Below are 20,802 nucleotides of genomic sequence, written 5' to 3' on the forward strand. Positions count from 1 at the left end.
GACCGGAAACGGGGCTCACACGGTCACTTCGAGGAACCCGTTGTGGGCGATCTCCAGGGTCTCGTTCGCGGCCTGGGCCTGGTCGGCGGAGAATGAAGGACCACTCCATCGCACCGGCAGCACACCCTCCAGAGCCCACCGCACCAGCGGGTGCCGGTCGGGGCCCAGCGCCACCAGGGAACCGGGCAGCCGCACGGGGTGCGCGGCCGGCTGGCTGACCTGCTGAAGCCACAGCCAGATCAATGTGGTCTGCCGGGTCAGCGGCCGGGACAGAGTGAGGTTGGTGTAGCGCAGCCGGCCCGGGAGCTGATGGACCGCGTTCGGAAGGCCGCCTTCCCGGCGCTCTTCGACCTCCGAGTAGCAGCCCAGCCCCTCACAGCTGGTGAACGAGCCCAGGTCGTGCGAGCCGATGGAGAGAGTGAACAGGCAACTGACAGCAAAGACAGGGGGATTCATCGTGATCGTCTCCTGAAACCCGAACCCGCGCGCCCCTTCCTCATCCAGGGCTGATTCAAAGTCGCGGCCGCCTTGCACCGTGGCTGGTCAGCAGAGTGCGGCAGATCGGCAGTGGCAGCAAGCGAGGGACTGGCCCCGTGTCAGGTGCAAAGGGGGGTGGCCTGTGAGGCCCTCCGACCTGCGGTGACACTCGAGCGAACGTACTTGAGGTCCCTGATGGGGGCTGGTGCCAGAGGGCTATGAATCAGCCCTGCTTTCTCATCGGGGTGGATCTGCAGAATGTGACGGCGGTTCGAACCCCACCCGGTGACGGTCGAGATGAGACAGCCGTTTGAGCACCGCCCAGGTGATGGCCTCGGTATGGTCACGTGAAATCCGCTGCGCGACCTCTGCGGGATCGACGGGCGACGCCTTCCCGGCATGCGTCCCTCCTACAGAGGGACCGGGAAGATCGGCAGCCCACGGTGCGGGACGGGACAGGGCATCGTGCCCCGGCTGTCCGCCAGACGGTGGGGTGTCTCCTGCCCTGGCACCTAACGGGGCACTGGACAAAGGCCGGGCCGTCGGGATACCGGCCAATGCCCGGGGGAGTGGTGGTTGCAGGCCTCTGAGGCCGGAATGGTCAGGAGGGGGCGGAGCGGGGGCGGGTGCGTGGATGAAGGGGAGTGAGGCGGGATCTGGCGGGTCAGCGGCTGGGGACAGTGGCCGACGAGGAAGAGGCGAGCTGGGGCCGGACGGTCGGGGGGCGGACGGCGCGGGGCCGAGGGCGTGGATGAAAGGGAGTGAGGCGGGATCTGGCGGGTCAGCGGCTGGGGACAGTGGCCGACGAGGAAGAGGCGAGCTGGGGCCGGACGGTCGGGAGGCGGACAGAGCCGGGCCGAGGGCGGGGGGTCGGGGGTGCCGGGCCGCAGCGGAAGCGGCCCCGGAGCCGGCACCCGGGGTGGTACCGACGCTGTTCTGTGTTTCCGGAGGAAGGCCGGGTGGCTGCGGATCAGTAGGCGATGGGGAGGGGGCGGGCGCGTGGACGAAGGGGAGTGAGGCGGGATGCCCGGGAACGGCCGTCGAAGGCAGAGACCGATGAGGCCAGGCGAGGCCGGACGACCCAGAGTATTGAGAGGCGCCGGCGGGCGAGCCCGCGTCGTCATGGCTCGTGCCAGAGGACTCCCGTGGCAGCAGGCCGGGGGAGAGAGGCGGAGGCGGATCGGGCTGGTCCTGGTGACCCGGTGCCCGAGCAGGCGGGGAAACACGGCGACCGGCAGCCGGCCCCTGAACCGCCGTACCCTCGCTGGTTTCCGTGGCCGGGTACAAAGCACGGGAGCCAGCCCTGCGGAGGAAGGGCTGAGGCGATGGCCCCGGAGGGATCCCGGAGCCGGGCGGCGGTCGACGGGAAGCTAAAGCACCGGGAACAGGCTGTACTGAACTGGCCCCGCCCGTCGAATGGTCCCCCCGCCCCCCAGGGCTGCCACTTGCTGCAGCATGATCATAGGAATCCGGGCACGGGACCGTACGGGATCGCCGCACAGGACGCCCTGGCCCGGAGTCCGATGGGGTAACTCCCCCTCCGGCACTTCCCTGAGGCGCCGCTTCTGAGAAGCCGGACACACCGCTTGCCGGAACCGGCGCAGACTGCGACACCGGAAGTCCTGACCACGGATTCTGCACAGGCCACAGCAACGCAACCCACGAAGACGACCGCAGTCCAGCAGACCGCCGCCTGCCACCCGGCCAAGGCACCGTACTCAAAAGAATGCCCCGGGGCACCAACAGGCCTCTCCTGCACACGGCCACAGAACGCCAGGCAGCCAGGTGCTGGGGCAACGACGCCAGCCCGCTCAAGGCCGGACGGCACACCCCCGCCGACAGCACCAGCCCAGGAGCCTCCGCCTGGTTACGGGATGAGGCACCAGGAACGACCACCGACACAATTCCTCCGCCAGAATCGAAAGGACACAGAAGGAAGAAGAAGACCCAAACCCCCGAGCGGGGAACAGCGCAGAAGACCACGGAAGCCCTGATGGAACGCCCCTCAGGGCAATGCCGCGTAGTTAAGAAACTCGGCGTTCCGTGTCCACATTTTCACAGCGACACGCCGGGGATGGTTGTGGACAGTCAACCTGGGGCGGTTCTGCTCTTTCGCTGTGGCCACGAATCTGGTTATGTTTCTCGTTCATGGGTGGGATTCGAGATGAAGGGGCCATCTCCGGCGAGCGTTTGACTGACCGGGTGGGTATCGGGGTTCTGACGCGTCTGGTGCACCGTGACCTGGTCGATGAGGTTCTCGCGGAGACGGGGCGGACGGAGAAGAGATCTCGTCTGCTGCCTGCACGTGTCGTTGTGTATTACGTGATGGCCATGTGCCTGTTCTTCGGCGAGTCGTATGAGGAAGTGACCCGTCTGCTCGTCAACGGCCTGCGGTTCCTGGGGACATGGCGGAAGGAATGGACGGTTCCCACGTCCAGCGCGGTCTCCCAGGCGCGCCGGCGTCTGGGGCCTGAGCCGCTGAAAGCGCTGTTCGAGCGGGTGGCGCTGCCGTGTGCCCAGCGCGGTACGCAAGGGGCATGGCTGGGGAATTTTCGGCTGATGGCTATTGACGGTTTCGTACTGGACCTCCCCGACACGCCCGCGAATGACGCGGAGTTCGGGCGTTCCGGCGGGGAGAAGAATCCTGCCCCGTTTCCACAGGTGAAGATTGTCGGGCTGGGAGAATGCGGCACGCATGCCGTTGTGGCTGCACGGCTGGGGCCCTGGCGTACGGATGAAGGGACACTGGCCCGGGATCTCGTGGCGGATTTCGAGCCGGGCATGCTCATCACTGCTGACCGGGGATTTTACGCCTACCGGCTGTGGGAAGCTGCTGCGGCCGCGGGGGCGGATCTTCTGTGGCGGATGCCCGACGGACCTCATCTGCCGGTGGTCCGACCGCTCAAGGACGGCTCGTACGAGTCATTTCTGCTGGACCCGAAAGTACGCCGCCGGCGTGCCGTCCAGCGTCACCGAGGGGCAGCACACATCGAAGAGCCGTCCGGCATCCCGGTCCGGGTCGTCGAGTACGAGGTGACCAACCGTGAAGGCAAAGGAGAAATCTTCTGCCTGATCACCACCATCATGGACCCGGACGACGCCAGTGCTGCCGAGCTCGCGGCGGCGTACGCGGAACGCTGGGAATTCGAGTCCGGCCTCGACGAGATCAAAACCCATCAACGCGGCCGCGGCGCCGTACTGCGTTCAAAATCCCCGGACATGATCGAGCAGGAGATCTGGGCGCTCCTGCTCACCCACTATGCGGTCCGGCACCTGATGTGCGAAGCCGCCGACCAAGCCGATATCGACCCCGACCGGCTATCTTTCATCCGCTCACTGCGCATCATCCGCCGTCAGATCACTGACCAGGCGGGCTTTTCCCCCTCACCGTCTCGCGAAAGCTCTTGAATCAGCTTTCACAGAAATTCTGGAGAGGCCCAACCCCAGCCGGCGCCACCGCACCAGCCCACGAGCCGTCAAACGCATCCACGTCCACGCCTACAGGAAAAAGAAGCGCACCGAAACCACAGTCCACCACCCAGACCCACCGGACATCAAAATCCTCGCCGTTTCTTAACTACGCGGCATTGCCCCTCAGGGCACCGCCGGCAACAGCCACCTCAGCTGGTGCGGATACCGAGAGACGCAGTTCACCCAGAACACCATCCTGGTACGCCGCAAACCTATTGCGTAGCAATGCCCAGGTCCCACAACTCAGCCCGCCCCCTGATCTCTCAGCCTCTGCGCTCTTCCCGCAGACGGACATGGATCCTGTTGATCTCACGCACCCAACCGAGCCGTTCGGCGTGCGTCATGCCCAGCACGTCCACACGCGGCCAATGGAAGTGGTAAGCAATGAAACCGACCTCTTCCCGCAGCCGCCCCGGCGGGTACGTCACGATTCCCCCAGGCCGCTCCCAGAACCCTCCGGCACTGCGAACGCAATACCGCAGCCGGGACAGACCACCGAATCGGCCTGCCCCAGACCATTGACGGACCGGTAGAAATCCTGCAGATAAGCCAGATCAGCGGCGAAGAGCTGCTCAATGACACCAGCATGAATCCGGGGCACCGACCCCAGCCGGGTGATGACAAGACTGAGCAGCACCACCCCCAGATAAGCAGGGTTCTCCCGCACACGCTGGTCGATCAATGGTGACAGCTCATCCTGTGCCGTAGCCAGACGCATCGTGCCGCTCCTGTGCACAGTGCCGGACGCATCAACATAGCCACACGGCAGGTCAAAATCAAAGGTTGTCCGCAAAGACGAAGAAGCCGCAGACTCCTGGGACATGGAATGCGCGCCCCTTCAGTCTAGGCTCGCTCGACGGCGATGTCTTCGTACGTGATGGTGACCTGCTCCGTCGCTGCCGTAGTGCTGGAGGCATCCAGGTCGGCTGTCTTGAGCTGAGAGGCCCAGGCATTGGTGAGGTGATAGCGCAGCACAGCCTTCTTGTTCGTGTCATATTGTACGATCGTCACATTCTGCCGAGCGTTGTCGATATCTCTCTTCTCAAGCGTCGTATGGATCCAGTCGGTGAAAGCCGTGCTGCGGTCCATGCCGCGCGTGACAGTGATCTCCCCACTCTGCGGACGCGGAGCGGGCTGCTTACGAATGATCGGCTCGCCCGTCGCCGACACCTGCCGGGTCTCGACGACCTCCAGCTGAACCGAGGGAACCGACACACTCTGCACCGTCTCGACCTTGAACTTTCCAAGCTCGACACTGAAAAGATTGGAAGGGAAGACATCTCCGGTGGCCATGAAGACTCCAAAGGAAAATTGAGACGACCCGCAATGGGCCGGACGCGACTGGTGGGATCCCGGAGCCGACATGCCGTAGGGCGTCACCGGCTCCCGTACCGCCGACAGGCAGCCAACGCCGACGGCACGGGCAACACGATCACAGTGCTACGCGTGCCTGCTCCGACACGGGGACTTCAGGAAGTTTTGCCAGCAGTCTGCTGGATGGCGAAGTGGACGAACTCCGCCGGTCGGACAGGAGCTACGTAAATGTCGCAATGGACCTCGCCCTTGTCTCTGCTCTCCTCGGGGTTGTTGCTCTCGTCGCACACAACATGGAACGCCTGGTCGGGAGTCGCGCCCTGCAGGGCACCCAGGCGCCACTGGTCCTTAAGGAAGGCGGAGGCACTCTGGCGCAGGGTGGCCCACAAATGCTCGTCGTTAGGCTCGAAGACTGCCCAGCTAGTGGACCGGTGGATGGAGTCCGACAGGAAGCAGACCAGTCGCCGGACGTTGAGGTACTTCCAGTCACGGTCCGACTCCTCGGCCAGCGTGCGGGCACCCCAGACCATGAGCGGCCGGCCGGGGAAGCTGCGCAGGCAGTTCACTCCTAGGCTGTTGAGGTCGGCCTGCTCGTCGTCACGGAGCTGGGTCTTGAGGTCGATGACACCGGCGAGCGAGACGTTGGCTGGGGCCTTGAAGACCCCACGAGTGGTGTCGGTCGCAGCCCAGACACCGGCGACATGCCCGACTGGAGGAACCCAACGGACGGTCCCCCTAACGCCGTTCACCTGGACCCATGGATAGTAGAGGCTCGCGAACGTGCCGTTGCCGACCGTTAGTTCATTGCGGAATGCAATTGCTTGATCGTGATCCATTGCTGCCGTTTGCTTGATTACGTCTGGGATGTGGAGGATCGCTACACGGTTCTTCATTCTCTCGCAGTGCTTCACCACGGCGGTCGCGAGCGCATTAGTCTTCTTGGCTGCTTCTGGCGCGGTTGATGCGGTGGCGACATCTTTGGCGAGATGGAGGTCAGGCACCGCGACCATCGCGACGTCACACGCCTCCAGGCTTTTGAGCGCAGCGGTGAGGGTTGCTTCGGTGATTTCATTCACAAGTGCGACGTAGCAGGAAGAACCGCCATTCGCGAAAAATCCGAGAACTGCGTCTGCGAGACACCCGTCAGTGTTCGGGTCAGTGCCCAGTTTTCCGTATGTTGCAGCTAAGACCTTAACATCCTTTAGGTTGAATCGATTCCTAGTTTGTTGCGTGATGTCGGCGAAAGTGCTGTCGAAGTTTTTAGCGTGAGATTCCGCTGCGGTGGAGGTGGCTTCGGCTGTTTCTTGTGCAACGGCAAGGGCCTTTGCCAGGGCGTCCTCGGTTTTGCTGGTGTTGTAGTCTGTTAAGATCTTCCATGCTGTATTGATAGATTGAGCGGCCGCCGACTTCTGCGGATCGCCACCTTTGGTTGCCCAATTTTCGACTGAGGTTTTCGCGTCGTTCAAGGCTGTACGGATTGTTGTATCGGATGTTTCGAAACCGTAGTCCTTGGCGACATTAAATAGACTCTCGACCTTTCTTGCGAATTCTTTGAAATTGGATTCCGCCGATCCCTGATCACTGTTGGCTGCTGTTGCGTGCGTTTGATCGTCTTTGATTGATTTTGCTAATGAGGCCACGGCGGTGTGTGCGGCCGTGTAGGAATCCTTCGCGGCAGTGAGAGCCGCCTTGATGGATTCGGCTGTGGGTAGGGCGAAACTGGCAAATTCATTCCAGTTGCGTACCGGAGCAGGATTTTGATGATCGGTTCGGGGGGATAGTCCAATGAAGGCTGGAGTGGATGTCCCGGCTCCGATGATTGAGCGAACTCCGCTCGGGACTTCCTTCACGTAAACGCCGGGAGCGAGAGGGGTAGTCATTCCTGTGTCTCCTTCAGGTGGGGGATCGGAGGTGAGAGCGGAACAAATGGACTCGCCCTCCGGGTCGGGGGCAGAGTTGCAGAACATGGTAATATACTATGAGAAAAAGGTAACGCTGTTCCGGCCAGGCGTGTGTTCAGGTACTCGGAGCACTGACCTCATGAGCGGTCTCTGCGAAATCCGGCCTTCCCCGACGGGGCGGTGAGAGTCTTCAGCCTGCGGGCGTTCTGCACGAGGTACTGCATGCTGTGCACTAATATCCCGATGCTCTGTGGAACGTGCATCGGACTGGCCAGGATCCGTAAGGAGCAGCCGACCAGTAAACAGCCTGCACCGGTGACGGCTATAAGGAATACAGGGCTCCCGACCCCTCGGGGGGCAACCGTGTACGACAAGAGGCCCGCCACAGCGGCCCCGGGAAGACCGGCAGCCAGGGTGCGAAGGTGTACCGCGGTGCTCGCGTGGCCGGGCCCGAATGCGTTCTTGAGACGCAGACCTGGCACGGCATCGGCTGCCGGAGCTCCCGGTTGCTGTGCCCGGTGTGACAGTAGTCTGCTGGTGACAACTGCTCCGGTCATGCAGGCGACGGTATGGGCTGCGGCCATCCCGACGGCAGCCCAGCGGGTGGGCAGCACCATGTAGGCGACGGTACTGCCGGCCACGTTGAGGACACTGCTGACGCAGGTCAGAAGGGCAGGAGTGCGGTTGTCGCCCAGGGCCTGCAGGGCGCGGGCGTGAGCGTACTGAGCCGACATGGCTGGCAGTCCTGGCGCGAAGGCGGCGAGGATCTCCGCGATGATCATACAGTCGTCCGCGGTGGTGCGGCCGTATCGGTAGGCGAGGGCAGCAATCTGAGGGGCCATGACGCCCATGACCAGGGCAACAGGAACCAGGACGGCCGCGAGGGACTGGGTGAGGTCAGTGACGAGCTCGGCGAAGGCACCGCGGTCATGCTGTACCACCGAGCGGGTCAGCCGGGGAAGCGCCGCAGTGGTCAAGGAGACTGCAACGATGCCGTGAGGCACAATCCACAACTGGTAGGCGCTCAGGTAAGCGCTCAGTCCCACACCGGCCGCGAGGTGCTGGCGGGCAGCGTCCTGACTGAGACCGGTCGCCATACGGGTGATGGCCCAGAACGCCAGCTGGCCGACCGTGAGAGAAGCACCTGCCCAGCCGGCCGAGCGCACGATGCGGGTCAGGCCTTGGCCGCGCCAGTCGAAACGGGGTCTCCAGGTATGACCACTCCGGCGCAGGCTTGGCCACAGGGCCAGAGCCTGCACGGCGATACCGAGAGTGCTGCCCAGGCCCAGGAGCGCGGCGCTGTTGGAAGAGATGTGATCTGCTGCATGCGCCCGATGAGTGACGGCGATGAACGTGGCGAAGACGGCGATGGCCACGAGGTTGTTCAGCACCGGCGTCCAGGCCATGGGGCCGAAACGGTCTCGAGAGACGAGGATCTGACCGAGCAGCGTGAACAAGCCGTAGAAGAACAGCTGAGGCAGACAATACCGGGCCAGAGACACGGACAGGTCGAGCTGTTGCCCGGTAAATGCCGGGGCGTATGCGTGGATCAGTGCCGGTGCCGCACATATCACCCCTGCGGTGGCCAGGGCCAGGACGATCAGACAAGCTGTCAGGAAGCGGTCGCAGCACGCCACGCCGCCGTCGGCATCATGGCGTGCCCGGACCAGTTCCGGTACCAGCACGGAGGTCAGAGTCCCGCCCATCAACAGCATGAAGATGGTGTTGGGCAGGGTGTTGGCGACGGTGTAGGCGTCGCTGAGCAAGGCGGTGCCCAGAGCTGCGACGATCATCGCGTTACGGATGAACCCGGTGATCCGCGAAACGAGTGCTCCCAGGGCCATCACGCTGCCCGCGTAGGCGGCTGATGAGGGACCGGGCAGTGAGGTCCTGGCTGGACTCATGGCTGTGTGCCGGGGAGGAGAGGCCCAGTGGAGTCTGCCGATACCGGCAGGTCGGGCTGGGCTGGCACAGCAGCTTTAGAGGTTTGTTGAGCCATGTTGCGAGCTCTGCGGTGATGCTGGTCCGCTGCTGGTGGGCGCGTCAGGCTTGGGGGCGATGGCGGTGCCAGGTGGCCCGGTGCAGGAGGTGCTGCAGGGTGCGGTTGGGGGTGGAAGGGATGGTGTGCCGCGGCTGTCCCGGCCTCGCGGAACCAACGCTCCGAGGCGCCGCACCTAGTCCTCGCCTGTGTTGTGTGCCCAGACCGCGAGGCGAGTGAGCAGGTCCGGTTTGGTCTGGCAGCACCATGATCGCAACTGCATGCAGAGGGCCCCGCCCACTACTACCCCGCCGAGTGCGAGGCCAATTATTATACTGCGTTGCTTCATATGCATGGATTCGCTCTCTCGTGGGGTTAGCAGACGACACATCAAGTGGTGGGTTTTCAGACGAACGATTCCATCTTGCGTTGCCACCATTCGGCGACTCGGGTGCAGGTGCGAGTGGTAAAGGGAACTTGCGTGGAGGCTGACCAGGTAGCCCAGTCCATATTCCACGAGTTAAGTCCATTGGCTGGGTCGACCACGGGGGCGGTCGATCCGGAGACGATGATGATGTCGCCTGGACGGGAGTGGTCGAAGAACCAGGCTGCGGGGGTATGGGGATCGGGCGTGCCCTGGGTGTCTTCTAGTCCGATGCAGCCGTGGCTGGTGTTGGTGGTTCCGAAAGCGTTTTTCGGGGTCCAGTAGTTGCCGTGGACGAACGTCCCGGAGTCGGTCAGGCGCATGGCGTGGGGGACATCAGGGATGTCGTAGCCTCCCTGCTCCTCGGGGAATCCGACGCTGGCACCGTTCATGCGGATTTCCTGGTGTTTCTCGGAGATGACCAGGGTGCCGTTGTACGTCGGGTGGCTGGAGGAGCCGGCTGAGACAGGCAGGATTCTTAGTAACTCGCCGTCGCGTGTGACGGTCATCCGGTGGCTGCGCACGTCGAGTGTGGAGATCTGGGCGTGACCTGTGGAGAAGCGTACGGTTTCGTTCTGGACTCCTTGGACACCGGGGCTGGTTTCGAGTCCGTCGAGGCTGATGTCGACGGTGATCTGGCTGTGGGGGTGCCAGTACTCGCGGGGCCGGAAGTCCAGGCGCCGGTCGCCGAGCCAGTGCCCGATGGCCTGCTGTCCGCTGCTGGAGTGGACGGTGATTCCAGAGAGGACGGCTTCTCGGTAGTGGATGGGCCTGCTAAAGGTGAGGGAGACCGGCATGCCCACGCCGACAGTTGAGCCGTTCTGGGGGGTGCAGGTGACGATGGTGCTGTGCTCGGGATCGGCGGTCGTGAAGGACACGGAGGCGCCATGGACCGTGCCATTGTTCTCGTCGGCGGCATTGGCGGTGATGGTGTACGTGGTTCCCAGTTCCAGGTCCTTGTTCGGTTTCCAGCTTCTTCGGTCGGAGGCGAGAGAGCCGGGGATCTCCGTACCGTCCTGGGTGGTCATGTGTACCTGTGTGAGTTCGCCGTTGGGAACGCTCACTCCTGCGCCGTCGGCCGTGATGCCTGCGGTGGTCGAACCGTCCCGTTGCCTGAACTTGATCAGCGGTCCGGAGGTGTCCTCCGCGGTCGTGTGTGTCGTTCTGGTGCGCTCTTTGTTCTCCTTCTTCGCTTCGCAGGCGATGGTATTGATAACGAGGAGACCGCACAGGGCCAGGGCCGCAATCAGGTACTTGGTGTAGTTGTCCACGTTCTTCTCCAGGGTGCCGCTGACGGTCCGGTGTTCGGTTCTCGGCGAGGGGCGAGAATGGGGGAGGCCGGTGGGATGAGACCACCGTTCTTGTGGTGGTGCTCAAGGCCGTTCTGGGGTCTGGGGCTCGGTGATGTTGGGTGGTTGGTCCGGCCGGGAACAGGGGGCGTTGGGCGCAGGTGCCGACGGGAGCGCTGGAGGATGGAGGGCAGGGAGGCTCTGATGGGAGGAGAGCCGGGTGGTGAAGGTGATGGTTGCCTGGCCGGCGCTTCCTTGGACGGGCACGCAGTGCCGGCCGAGGCGTGCTCCGCCCTGCCACCAGACGGTCCCGTAGGCGAGGGTGTTGTCCGGGCTGCCGGCGGCGCCGCGGTGGGTGATGTCGGTCTGGATGGCGAAGGATCCCGCGGCGAGGAACGTGAGGGGGTGGTGGAGGATGTTGGCTCCGGGGCGTCGGCTGTGGGCGCGGGCTGGGGAGCGTTCCCATACGGTGTGGGGGCCGCTGGTGTCGGTGGTGATAGTGATGCTGCCGCAGGGGACGGGCCAGTAGCCGGGGGCGCCGGGGTGCATGGTGATGCGGATGGCGGTGAGGGTGAGGTCGTAGAGGCTCGGGCGGGCGGTAACGGCGGCTCCGGCCAGGACCGGTTGGTGGTCGCTGTAGTCGGTGTAGTGGCAGGTGTTGGCGGTCCAGGGGATCCGGGAGACGAGGACGCGACTGTTCCAGCGGGAGGGGCGGGTGTGCCCGCGGCGCAGAACGATGTGGTCGAGGTCTTGCGAGGGGCTTCTGAGTGTTGCGTTGGCGCGGGTGTGGCGGCGTCGGGCGATGGTGTTGTTCGTGGTGTCGAAGGAGTGGGGCCAGCCGAGTTTGGTGGTGGGGGGCTCGGCTTGGAGCATGTCCAGCATGTGGGCGTATTCGTTGCTCCCGTAGGGAGTGTTCAGGGTGCCGGCGATGATCACCATGTCCTGTGGAGGCAGCGTGCCGTTCGCCTCCTTCTCGGTGAGGAAGCGGGCGAGGTGGGCAAGTTGATACTGGCGGATGTCGCGGCAGGCGCGGTCCTGGCCGGCTTGCAGGTGGGTGCTGACCACGTGGAGGGTGCTGCCCTGGGCGTGGATGGCAGCGTAGGCGAATCCCTGGTGCAGGCCGGCGCAGGATTTCCGTGGCGCCGGGTAGGCGTGTTCTTCTGCCAGAGTGATGGGGTGCCGGCTCACGACAGCGTTGCCCCCGTTCACGGTGCCGTCGCCGGTAAGGCGCCCCGCTGTGGCGCTGTGGGAAAGTACTGGGTGGGGTACTGCGGGAGTCTGGTGGGTGAAGCCGCGACGGGCGAGCGCGGTTAGCAGCCGCAGGGAACTGGTCGGTTCGATGAGTTCTTGGAGAGCGATGATGCCGGCGTCCTGGAGGAATCGCGCCGAACCGATCAGTCGTGCCCTGCGGTCATTGGCGAAGTCTCGTTCTCCCGGCTGAGGGGCAGAGAGCATCGTGTTGTAGCTGATGACTTTCCAAGTGTCGAGGTTCTTCACCCGCCTGCCTTTCTCGCAGCAACCGAACCGGCCGACCCCATGATCCGCTCCTGCGCGCACGTGTGAGAAGTCCGGCATGTCCGTGCCCGGGATGGGGCGCGCGGGGTGTGTGCCGCCGCGGGCGGCCCCTGGAAACGGGGCGGTGCTGCAGGGCAGGCGGCAGTCCGTCAGTCTGGCCTTACGGATCCAAGGATCCTCTGCGGGGCCTGGTCAGGATGTCTGGTGAGGAGGTGTGGGAGGGAGCACGCGTACCTGTTCGGCCTGCGCGCCCCGCTCTGTTTCCGTGACGACGAATTCGACCCTCTGGTCCTGCTGGAGGAGCCTGTATCCCGGCATATCGATCTGTGTGTGATGGACGAAAAGGTCGGGTCCTTCATCGTAAGCAATGAACCCGTAGCCTTTGTCTGGGTTGAACCATTTCACTGTGCCAGTGGCCATGATCATGCCTGCCTTGCCAGGTGTGCGGGACGGACGACGATGAATCGGTGAACCCCGGGCCCAGGACGGAAGGATTTCCCGTCAAAGGAGGGGGCGGAGAAGGACGTGACGATGCAGGACCGGGTCCTGGGGGTATTGCGGAGCCCCAGGGGTATCGGACATTTAGGGCCATCGGATGATGATCTGCGACAGTCCGGAGCAGGTCTGTGGCCCTCAGGAGGGCCGTCCCCCAAGGCGTGGATCAGTGAGGACTCCGGCGGTGCTGGCGATCGTTGATAAGCGGCCGAGCACGCCGCTGCAGTGCTCTCTGTATGCCGGGGTGCTCCCCAGGGCTGGGTGGCGGACAGGCCGAAGCACGTCCTGCCAGTCGGCGTACGCGTGGATCGTTTGCCGACTCCGGACGCGGTATCGCCGCCAGATCGTCCAGGTGCCAGCACGTTCTGATGGCATAGGCCCCGGAAGAAGGCCACAGCGGATGAGCACGAACCATTGTGGACGTTTCCACTGCTCAAAGGTGCGCATTGCATCATGTCCGGGTGTGACCACCAGAGGACACCGCGATGGTGGGGAGAGCTACTCGTTCGTGGTGAGTGTGCCCCCATTGCTGCGCTGGCGTTTGCCGAACTGTCGGCGCCGCTGCCCACGGCGGCGTAGCCACAGGGGAAGCCTGATCCACGGACCGGACATGGCTCGGCTGTTCCTGGCCTGAGAGCGGTCTTGCGGCTTGTGGGGCTGGCTGCGCTGGGGTGCAGAGCTGGGCCGAGGCTGGTGACCGCTGTCTTGGGGCGGCGGTCTCCGACGGCCAGGGACAGGGCCTGCAGTCGGCCGGGCAGGCCCCTGCTCCTGCACACAGAGGCGGGCAGAGGCGCGGCGGCCGCGGCGGACGCGTTCGGCCTGCAGCACGTGGTCTTCGCGGTACAGGTTGTTCCGGCCTTGCCGGGCGGTGGGAACGAGGTAGCCGCGGCTGGTCCACTGGCGGATACACGCAGGAGTGACCTGAGCGATGGCAGCGGCTTCCTGGGTGGTCAGGAGTCGGCGGCGGGGAGAGGCGCTGCGTAGTGCAGCTGCGGCAACGTTTCGACGTGTGGGGGGCATGATGTGCCTCTGCGGCTGAGTTGACGGCATGGGCTGTCAGGGGCTGGAGTCGGGAGCGTGGTTGCGTTGGTTCCCGGGAGGGGGCGGACGGGGGGTGTTCTGGAGACGGGCATGAGGAGGCGATCCGGGGGCGTCCCAGTGGTTGGGCATGAGGAGTGGCTGGTCCGATCATGAGGGAGAGCTGGGTGTTTGCCGTGGTGGAACGGCAGCGGCCGGTTGAAGCATGGGGGCGTGCGGTCCTGCGGGGCAGGGGCGGAGCTGTCTGCCGTGGGGAGTGCCGGGTGGCCGGCGGTCTCAGTGCGGGAAGCGGGAGTGGCACGAGTGGCAGGACATGCCGGTGCGGTCGCGGTAGAGCGAGCGCAGGTCGCACGTAGGGCAGGGGGTGGTCAGGCGCTCGGGCGCGTCGTCCTGGTGCAGCAGGCGCAGGGCGTATTGGTAGGCGTCCCAGGTGGCCTGGGGATGGTGGGGCTGAACGGGGGGTTGCAAGGACGCGGGCAGGTCCTGGGCCAGGAGGCGGCACAGGTACTGCAGCAGGTGGCCTGGGCGGACAGGGGCGTCGGGTAGGCAACGGGGGAGTGCCTGGTGAGCCCATGTGTGGACGGTGTGAACAGTGTGTTCGGCATGAGCAAGGAGCGGCATGCGCACCGGGATGGGAGAGGGACGGTATTTCCAGGCCAGATGCTTGGTGGGGGTGCCGCTGGGGTTACGGGTGGCCCAGCGGGGGAGTTCGGTGTGCAACTGGACGTAGATGGCGGGGAGTTGGTCCAGGATCTGCCGGAGACGGGCCAGGCAGGTCTGACATGCAGGGACGGAGCTGTCCTCGTGCAGGGGAGTCGCGCAGACGCAGCAGACTGCTTCCATGTGGCTGTGTTCCTGAAGGCGGCTGGGTCGGGAAAACGGATACGGCAGAGGCGTCCGGCCAGGGCAGGCGCGCCGCGATTGCCTCTGGAGGCTTCGGACGCACCCTGCAGGCTGCCGCCCGGGGTGAGCGGTGGAGGAGCGACGGGTTCCTGTCCGGCACCAGGGCGAGGGCGTTCCCGGTGTCGGTCCCGGTGGAGGGGACACCGGAACCGACACCGGGGGTCTGTAGCCTCCTCCGGTTCGGAGTCGGCAACGCTAGCCGGTCAGCCGTCCAGCGGTGACAGGCGCGAGTCCGTGCGTTGACCGGGGGAGAACTTCGGCTCCTTGCGGTGGGGATGGCCGGGAGGACAGGCTCGTTCGGGTGGGGGGCAGCATGTCTCGACAGCGGCCAGATCAGCCGGGGTGAAAATGGACTGCTCTGCGGCCGCACGGGCTTCCGCGATATGGCGGGGTCGGGCTGCAGTGACCAGCGCCGAGGTGATGACCGGATCACGCAGGACCCAGCTCAGGGCCAGCTGGGCCAGAGTCTGCCCCCGCTCGGTGGCGATGCGCGACAGAGCGGGAAGGGGAGGAATGTCCTGTCGGGGCTCTGACCAGACCGGGTCGGAAAGGGCACCGTGGGCCAGCGGAGCCGCGGCGACGCATCCGACACCGTGACGCTGCAGGATGTCCACCACGCCCTCCTCGATCCACCGGTCGAGCAGGGAATAGGAGGCCTGATACGAGACCAGGGGGACGCCCAGCTCGGCGAAGTGGGGCAAGGCCGCTCGTACCATGGAGGGGGCATAACTGGAAAGACCAGCATATAGGGCCTTTCCTTGCTGCACTGCAGACGCCAGAGCCGCAACGGTCTCCTCCAACGGGGTTCCTGTGTCGTAACGGTGCGCGTAGAGCAGGTCGATGTAGTCCAGACCGGTGTGCAGCAACAGACTGTCCAGCCCTGACAACAGACTCTTGCGGGAACCGAACCCTGTCATCCCCCCCTGCCAGCTGTTCAGGCCCACACGGGCCGAGAAGACCAACGTGTCACGGTACGGGAGAACCGATGACAACGCGACAGCAATAGCCGCCGCGGAGCCCTCAGGATTTCGGGTGTCAGGGGTGATATCGAAGTGGGACACCCCTGCGTCCATGGCGTGACGCAAGAGGTCGCGCAACGGCACCGGAGCCGACGGAGCAGCAACGCAGCCGCCCATGCTGAGACTGACCGCCGACAATCTCAGCCCATGGCTGCCACTACGGCGATGGGGCATGATTCCCCAGGAACTCTGGTTCGAAGAGCGGGACATCATCATCCTTCGGACAGGAGGCGACACGGGGCCAGACAGAGGAAAACGAGCAGACAGACAACAACCGCAACACGAACGCCACTGAGCCAGAGCACCGCAACCAGCATGAGGCGTGAGGGACTTGAACCCCCGACCGTGGGATTATGAGTCCCATGCTCTAACCAGCTGAGCTAACGCCTCCCTAACCTCCTTACCGACTGCAGCAAACGCTTCCAAAGACGCCCCCACGACCGGGACGCACCAACCTCACGCGTCATGACATGTGCAAGGTGCCCGCACCGGCATCGGTGGTGTAATGGGCCAAGGCGATACCACGCGAGACCAGAAGACGCTGACAACGAGGACACGGACGAGCCAGCAACGGCGCGCCGGCCTTGTTGAGGCGCGCCACATAAACCACCGCCCCGCGCCGTGCGGCCGTGCTGCGCATCAGCATTTCTTCCGCATGAAACGTTGCGTGACGGAAGTCTGTGCGGGAGCAGTTGCGCCGGCGATTGCACGAGCGGCCCAGCACCCGTCCGCCCTTGACGAGAACGGCCCCTACACGGAAGCGACATTCCGAGCGCGCGGCCTCCTTGAGCGCGATCGCCAAGTACCTGCCGGCCACCGGACGGCCTCCTCGCACGAACGAAACGCACATCCCCACAGCCAACAACCCACTGCCTACTCATCGCTTCTCCTGGCCACGTAGCGCATCCAGCCGACTCTGTCGATTCCTGTGCAGGCTCGATGCCTGTCCGGAAAGGGGTGGGCGAGGTGGGATTCGAACCCACAAGCCCCTTCGGGGCAGCGGATTTTAAGTCCGCGGCGTTTGCCGGTTTCGCCACTCGCCCCAAGCCGCACCTAGTGCTCCTGCTCGCGGCCCACAACCGTGCCCTGATCCCCACCTCGCCGGTGGGCCACCAGCCCCTCCCCGGCTGCAGCCGACGACCGGGAGCATCGCACCGACTCCTTGCTACGCGCCTCGGCCCGGGCACGCTCCAGCAGATCACGCCAGGACACTACGTCGGGCCGGCGAGCGAGTAACTCCCTGCGCCACTGCGCAGTCGCCCCGCCGTACACCCCCTCCGGAACGCGCGCGTCCAGAGCGTAGGCCAGGCACTCGGTCGCCACCGCGCACCGGCGGCAGATCTGTACCGCCTCCTCCTGGTACGCCGACCCCTGATGAGCGAAGAACAGACCGTCGCTCTGCCGGTGTGTGCAGGCGCCGTGCTGGCGCCAGTACGGATCCCAGCTCTGCGTACTCACCTGGCCGAGCCTGCCCACAACGTGTGCCACATCTCGGCGTCCGGAAAACCGCTCGCACGCTCCCCACGCCGCCCGTGGGCCAGCTGGAACCGCGTACACACAGCCCGCAGCTCGTCATCCCACTCCCGGGCCACCTCCCACCCGTCCTCCTGCTCCAGAGCCTCCCGCTGCTCCGGCGCCCACCCCGTGGTGATCAGCTTCAGACGCAGCAGCAAGACCCAGATGTTGGCTTTCCCCGGACCGAAGTATGTGTGTCCCGGGTATTCGGGAGACACCTCCGGAGGCAGGGCGCCGCGGCTCGGGTGCAGCCAGGAGCCACTCCCCCTGACCAGGGTCATCTCGCCCGGCGCACAGTTGGCTTCCTCCGTGGGGGCGTCGGACGCAGTCAGGGAGGGGGCGGAGTTGGACGGGCAGAAGCGGCAGCATCGGCTGGTCCCACACGGGGACAGGCTTCTTCGCGACGCCCGGGTCCGGGGGCCGAGCAGAGTGGTGCATCGTGTGTGGCGGGCATGCATGATCACAACAATTCCTCACCTGTGTGTCGGATGGGATTCCGGTTGGCGCTCAATTTCCTGCTGTCTTCGGTGACTTGACCGCGGACGGCAGGACAGGCCGCGACCTGCCCCCCCGCAAGGAGGTACATCGAGAAGCACAGCTGACCCCAACGGTGGACAAGGGGTCTTCGAGGCGTGAGCGGCTCACCGGGATCGAGAGGGTCAACTGCCCTCTGCAGGCGGGCGGCAGCACAGCCGACGGCCTGAGTCATCGTGCAACGGTGGTCGGAGGGGGAGGCCTCAGCGGGCCGTCCTGCGCCGAGCTGTCGTGGTAGGGCGCAGGCCGGCAGTAGGGGATCGGTGCGTTCAGTGGTGTCTGCAGCCCAGGTACATTACCCACACCTCGTTCTGGCGGCGTGTGGCGTCCCAGGCGTCCCGCTTGAATGCGGGATACCCGCCGCTTTTGACACGGGCGACGATCCGGTCCGCCTGATGCCGTGTGTACGTGCCGAAGTGCACGAACACACCTGGTCTCTTGCGCGCCTCCTGGGCTGTCTGTGCGGCCCGCAGTTGCATCAAGCGGGCGTTGAGACGAAGGGAGGGCGGTTCGGAGTGGTTGGACACCGTCTTGGCCTTCCGTGCGGAGAGGGGACAGGGGCCGCTCCCGACGCGGTTCTTGCAGGTGTCGTCACTCCGTTCCTCAACCGGGCCGGCCGGTCTTGGCGTTGGACGGCGCTTGCGCGTACAGACGGCCTGCTCTCAGCCGGATCGGGTGCGAACAGTTCATTGGTGTACACCCCTAGCACAGAAGCCATCCGCCATGCAGTAACCTCGCTGACTCCGCGCTGGCCGCTGGCAACCAGCGAGATGAAGGCCTGTGAGACGTGGACCTGGTCAGCGAGCCTCCGCTGGGAAAGCCCTTTGAGGCGGACGAGCTCTTCGAAACGCTCTGGGTGCCGAAGGCGCATGAAACTCTCCTTGAGGACACGGGCATGGTGCCGTGAGTGACGCACGATGCGTGCCGTCCCTGACCGGGCGGCGTCACGGCGAAGACCACCACAGTTATTGCAGTCACCGCAATTGCTGCCGTTACCCCCACGGGTGACGGTTATCAAACATCTCAACTCCCCATCGCTGTACGGGGCATGAGAATGCCGTGGTGTCATATACGGATGGCATGTCACAAGGGCGGGAAAGTTATCGTCACCTACGTAGGCCAAACGGTGGTCTGGAGTCCTCTGGGCCTCCGACCAGTTATCTCGCCCTTCACCTGTAGACCTCTGCTGGCTGGCCGCAAAAAGTTGCAGTCTGTACTCGCGTGATCCTTGAGTGACGACACCGATGACGACGTATCAACGCACGTTGTCGAACTCGGAAAGATTTACGAGAGATTACAGTGACAAGGTCGGGGTAACCGGCACCCTCGTGAGCAACCGAACTCCCGGAGTGTCACGAGGGTGCGGCCGCCTACTGGTGAGCCTTCCGGCAGACGAGACGAGACGAGACGAGACGAGACGAGCGGGAGCCGCTGGACCCTGAAATATGTGGCCGACAAGTCATGAGCCGGACATCAGATGCCCGATCCGTAGCCCAGAACGTCGTGCAGTGAACTCTGACGCGGGCACTCGAAGCTCTGGGGGTTTTGGGACAGTTGCTGGTCCCAACGGCCGACGCTGACTGGCCCCCCTGTTCTTGTGGGTACCGGCTGACGAGCTGGCCGCGGACCGTGCGTCAACTGACGAGAGCCGTCGATGCCAAAACCCAACCGCACATTGTCATTGGGCCCGAGACGCTTGTACCCGGTATGAGGCGGAAGGCCTGTAACTCCGCCCCTCGCTGGATAGCGGCCGAGGTGCTGTTTGCACAATCGGAGCGACCCGCGCTCCCGCCAGGCGCCAAGCCGTAGTCCGGTCTCATGCAGCGAGATAAACGCCGTAACGGGGCTTGAGTCTCGCGACCGGTTTGCATGGCCTGACTGCCTTGCCCTGTTCTTCACTGCAGGATTCTCCCGGGCACCCTCGATCGCCTGGATCTCGACCATATGGTGCAACGGGCCCCGTTATGGGAAATCGTCCGCATCTGGGGGCGACAGCACAGGGTCACGTCCGGCCATATACCAGCTCACCAGCACTGCCCGGCATTAGCTGGTTACTGGTGCCCCATCCATCAATGCTCGCTGCGGAAAGACGCAAGCCGTACATAGGCCACGGGTCGCTCGGGGAAGTCACACGCTATGAATCAGCTAAGCCGTACGGCTGCAGTGACAGGGCGCAGATGCTGAGCGGGCGCGAGCCTCTCACCTGCCGGACTCGGGCATGTCACCGCTATGTAACGGGAAAAGGCTGCACTGCAGCACCCTGTAAGGAGAGAGTGACAGCTGTGGCTCAAAAAGTCAAACGCACCACATGGCTTGTGATGACTCAGGACCCCGCTCGTAGCGACTCCCGCCGGTCCCGATGGAGCAGGCTCTTTGCGACAGAGGTCTGCAGCCGCCTTGTGGCCTGCTACACCTGAGCTGCCTGAGTAACAGCGGCTGGGTAGGACTGGTCTGCATACCGCAGTCCACCTCCCGCACGCGATGCTGCGCGACAATACCTCCCGCATGTGCCCAGCTGAGACAGACGGTTGCGGACATGTCGCGCAGGGAGAACTGCGTCACTCCGAGCGAAGTTCGCATGCGTCAAGTGCGGTTTGATGGAGTGCTCAGCCGCCCCGGCTCGAGCAGGCGGCTGAGCATGCAGATCCGTACGCGTCGGGGGAGGGCGAAGGCGCCGGCGTCGAGGGCTTCTTTCTCGGGCGGGTGGATGTTGCAGATCGCGGTGACGAGCTGGTCGTGGGTCATGTCCGGGCCACCGATCGCGGCCGGGGCCTCGGCGTCGAGCATCGCCTCGAAAGACTCGTACTCCTCCACCCCGGTCACGCAGCGGGTGAGGGTGTCATCACCGCAGCTGATCCGCAGGAGGTCTCCGGCGGTGATTCTGCAGATTGGGATGGCCGACATGGACCTCGATGGTCCTGGCACCGCC

The 20,802-nt window shown here is 64.7% G+C and carries 18 protein-coding genes and 2 tRNA genes; 1 reads left to right on the forward strand and 19 read right to left on the reverse strand.

Going from position 1 to position 20,802, the window contains the following annotated elements; all coding sequences use genetic code 11:
• Positions 1-15 precede the first annotated feature (15 nt).
• On the reverse strand, positions 16-456 hold the full coding sequence (locus tag AB8735_RS36620; protein WP_372412158.1) for a phage tail protein: 441 nt from the start codon (positions 454-456) through the stop codon (positions 16-18).
• A gap of 2,169 nt (positions 457-2,625) precedes the next feature.
• Here AB8735_RS36620 and AB8735_RS36625 point away from each other — a divergent pair.
• Positions 2,626-3,885 (forward strand): IS4 family transposase, encoded by a 1,260-nt coding sequence (locus AB8735_RS36625; protein WP_372405003.1) that lies wholly within the window; start codon positions 2,626-2,628, stop codon positions 3,883-3,885.
• Between the two features lie 326 nt (positions 3,886-4,211).
• Here AB8735_RS36625 and AB8735_RS36630 read toward each other — a convergent pair whose 3' ends face one another.
• The 18 genes from AB8735_RS36630 to AB8735_RS36715 all read right to left on the reverse strand — a co-directional run bounded on the left by AB8735_RS36630 (position 4,212) and on the right by AB8735_RS36715 (position 20,777).
• Complete coding sequence (locus AB8735_RS36630; protein ID WP_372412159.1) at positions 4,212-4,376, reverse strand: DUF6760 family protein; 165 nt, start codon at positions 4,374-4,376, stop codon at positions 4,212-4,214.
• Entirely contained in the window at positions 4,373-4,771 is a 399-nt protein-coding gene (locus AB8735_RS36635; RefSeq protein WP_372412160.1) for a hypothetical protein, read from the reverse strand. Before AB8735_RS36635 ends, AB8735_RS36630 begins: the two co-directional genes overlap by 4 nt.
• 20 nt (positions 4,772-4,791) lie before the next feature.
• The gene (locus AB8735_RS36640) at positions 4,792-5,241 is read right to left on the reverse strand and encodes a phage tail protein (RefSeq protein ID WP_372412161.1); all 450 of its coding nucleotides are present in this window, start codon (positions 5,239-5,241) and stop codon (positions 4,792-4,794) included.
• A 176-nt stretch (positions 5,242-5,417) separates the two neighbouring features.
• Positions 5,418-7,142 carry a phage tail sheath family protein gene (locus tag AB8735_RS36645; RefSeq protein ID WP_372412162.1) on the reverse strand — a complete coding sequence of 575 codons (1,725 nt, stop codon included), beginning with the start codon at positions 7,140-7,142 and terminating at the stop codon, positions 5,418-5,420.
• A 158-nt stretch (positions 7,143-7,300) separates the two neighbouring features.
• The gene (gene murJ, locus AB8735_RS36650; protein WP_372412464.1) at positions 7,301-9,007 is read right to left on the reverse strand and encodes a murein biosynthesis integral membrane protein MurJ; all 1,707 of its coding nucleotides are present in this window, start codon (positions 9,005-9,007) and stop codon (positions 7,301-7,303) included.
• A gap of 539 nt (positions 9,008-9,546) precedes the next feature.
• A complete protein-coding gene (locus AB8735_RS36655; protein ID WP_372412164.1) occupies positions 9,547-10,836 on the reverse strand; it encodes an Ig-like domain-containing protein in 1,290 nt (429 codons plus the stop codon).
• A gap of 102 nt (positions 10,837-10,938) precedes the next feature.
• On the reverse strand, positions 10,939-12,429 hold the full coding sequence (locus AB8735_RS36660) for a sphingomyelin phosphodiesterase (RefSeq protein WP_372412165.1): 1,491 nt from the start codon (positions 12,427-12,429) through the stop codon (positions 10,939-10,941).
• Between the two features lie 132 nt (positions 12,430-12,561).
• On the reverse strand, positions 12,562-12,789 hold the full coding sequence (locus tag AB8735_RS36665; RefSeq protein WP_372412167.1) for a cold-shock protein: 228 nt from the start codon (positions 12,787-12,789) through the stop codon (positions 12,562-12,564).
• A gap of 573 nt (positions 12,790-13,362) precedes the next feature.
• The gene (locus AB8735_RS36670; RefSeq protein WP_372412168.1) at positions 13,363-13,914 is read right to left on the reverse strand and encodes a MerR family transcriptional regulator; all 552 of its coding nucleotides are present in this window, start codon (positions 13,912-13,914) and stop codon (positions 13,363-13,365) included.
• Between the two features lie 264 nt (positions 13,915-14,178).
• Positions 14,179-14,745, reverse strand: coding sequence for a hypothetical protein (locus AB8735_RS36675; RefSeq protein ID WP_372412169.1), 567 nt, complete (start codon positions 14,743-14,745; stop codon positions 14,179-14,181).
• Between the two features lie 263 nt (positions 14,746-15,008).
• On the reverse strand, positions 15,009-16,040 hold the full coding sequence (locus AB8735_RS36680) for an aldo/keto reductase (protein WP_372412170.1): 1,032 nt from the start codon (positions 16,038-16,040) through the stop codon (positions 15,009-15,011).
• 100 nt (positions 16,041-16,140) lie between these two features.
• Positions 16,141-16,214: transfer RNA gene (locus AB8735_RS36685), tRNA-Ile, on the reverse strand.
• Positions 16,215-16,287: 73 nt separating this feature from the next.
• Complete coding sequence (locus AB8735_RS36690; protein WP_372412171.1) at positions 16,288-16,641, reverse strand: hypothetical protein; 354 nt, start codon at positions 16,639-16,641, stop codon at positions 16,288-16,290.
• Between the two features lie 141 nt (positions 16,642-16,782).
• Positions 16,783-16,867: transfer RNA gene (locus AB8735_RS36695), tRNA-Leu, on the reverse strand.
• 10 nt (positions 16,868-16,877) lie between these two features.
• Positions 16,878-17,282: a WhiB family transcriptional regulator gene (locus AB8735_RS36700; RefSeq protein WP_372412172.1), complete on the reverse strand. Its 405-nt coding sequence runs from the start codon at positions 17,280-17,282 to the stop codon at positions 16,878-16,880.
• A complete protein-coding gene (locus tag AB8735_RS36705) occupies positions 17,279-17,497 on the reverse strand; it encodes a hypothetical protein (RefSeq protein WP_372412174.1) in 219 nt (72 codons plus the stop codon). The genes AB8735_RS36700 and AB8735_RS36705 overlap by 4 nt, the downstream gene beginning before the upstream one ends.
• 854 nt (positions 17,498-18,351) lie before the next feature.
• The gene (locus tag AB8735_RS36710) at positions 18,352-18,645 is read right to left on the reverse strand and encodes a hypothetical protein (RefSeq protein WP_372412466.1); all 294 of its coding nucleotides are present in this window, start codon (positions 18,643-18,645) and stop codon (positions 18,352-18,354) included.
• Between the two features lie 1,811 nt (positions 18,646-20,456).
• Positions 20,457-20,777: a hypothetical protein gene (locus AB8735_RS36715; RefSeq protein ID WP_372412175.1), complete on the reverse strand. Its 321-nt coding sequence runs from the start codon at positions 20,775-20,777 to the stop codon at positions 20,457-20,459.
• Positions 20,778-20,802: the final 25 nt, after the last annotated feature.

The sequence above is a fragment of the Streptomyces luteireticuli genome (assembly GCF_041519305.1).
GTDB classification, from domain to species: Bacteria; Actinomycetota; Actinomycetes; order Streptomycetales; family Streptomycetaceae; genus Streptomyces; species Streptomyces luteireticuli.

Coding starts and splice junctions, on each gene's coding strand:
- AB8735_RS36620 (WP_372412158.1), bottom strand. CDS start 456: ATGAATCCCCCTGTCTTTGCTGTCAGTTGCCTGTTCACTCTCTCCATC.
- AB8735_RS36625 (WP_372405003.1), top strand. CDS start 2,626: ATGGGTGGGATTCGAGATGAAGGGGCCATCTCCGGCGAGCGTTTGACT.
- AB8735_RS36635 (WP_372412160.1), bottom strand. CDS start 4,771: ATGTCCCAGGAGTCTGCGGCTTCTTCGTCTTTGCGGACAACCTTTGAT.
- AB8735_RS36640 (WP_372412161.1), bottom strand. CDS start 5,241: ATGGCCACCGGAGATGTCTTCCCTTCCAATCTTTTCAGTGTCGAGCTT.
- AB8735_RS36645 (WP_372412162.1), bottom strand. CDS start 7,142: ATGACTACCCCTCTCGCTCCCGGCGTTTACGTGAAGGAAGTCCCGAGC.
- murJ (WP_372412464.1), bottom strand. CDS start 9,007: ATGGCCCTGGGAGCACTCGTTTCGCGGATCACCGGGTTCATCCGTAAC.
- AB8735_RS36660 (WP_372412165.1), bottom strand. CDS start 12,429: ATGCCGGACTTCTCACACGTGCGCGCAGGAGCGGATCATGGGGTCGGC.
- AB8735_RS36665 (WP_372412167.1), bottom strand. CDS start 12,789: ATGGCCACTGGCACAGTGAAATGGTTCAACCCAGACAAAGGCTACGGG.
- AB8735_RS36670 (WP_372412168.1), bottom strand. CDS start 13,914: ATGCCGTCAACTCAGCCGCAGAGGCACATCATGCCCCCCACACGTCGA.
- AB8735_RS36675 (WP_372412169.1), bottom strand. CDS start 14,745: ATGGAAGCAGTCTGCTGCGTCTGCGCGACTCCCCTGCACGAGGACAGC.
- AB8735_RS36680 (WP_372412170.1), bottom strand. CDS start 16,040: ATGATGATGTCCCGCTCTTCGAACCAGAGTTCCTGGGGAATCATGCCC.
- AB8735_RS36715 (WP_372412175.1), bottom strand. CDS start 20,777: ATGTCGGCCATCCCAATCTGCAGAATCACCGCCGGAGACCTCCTGCGG.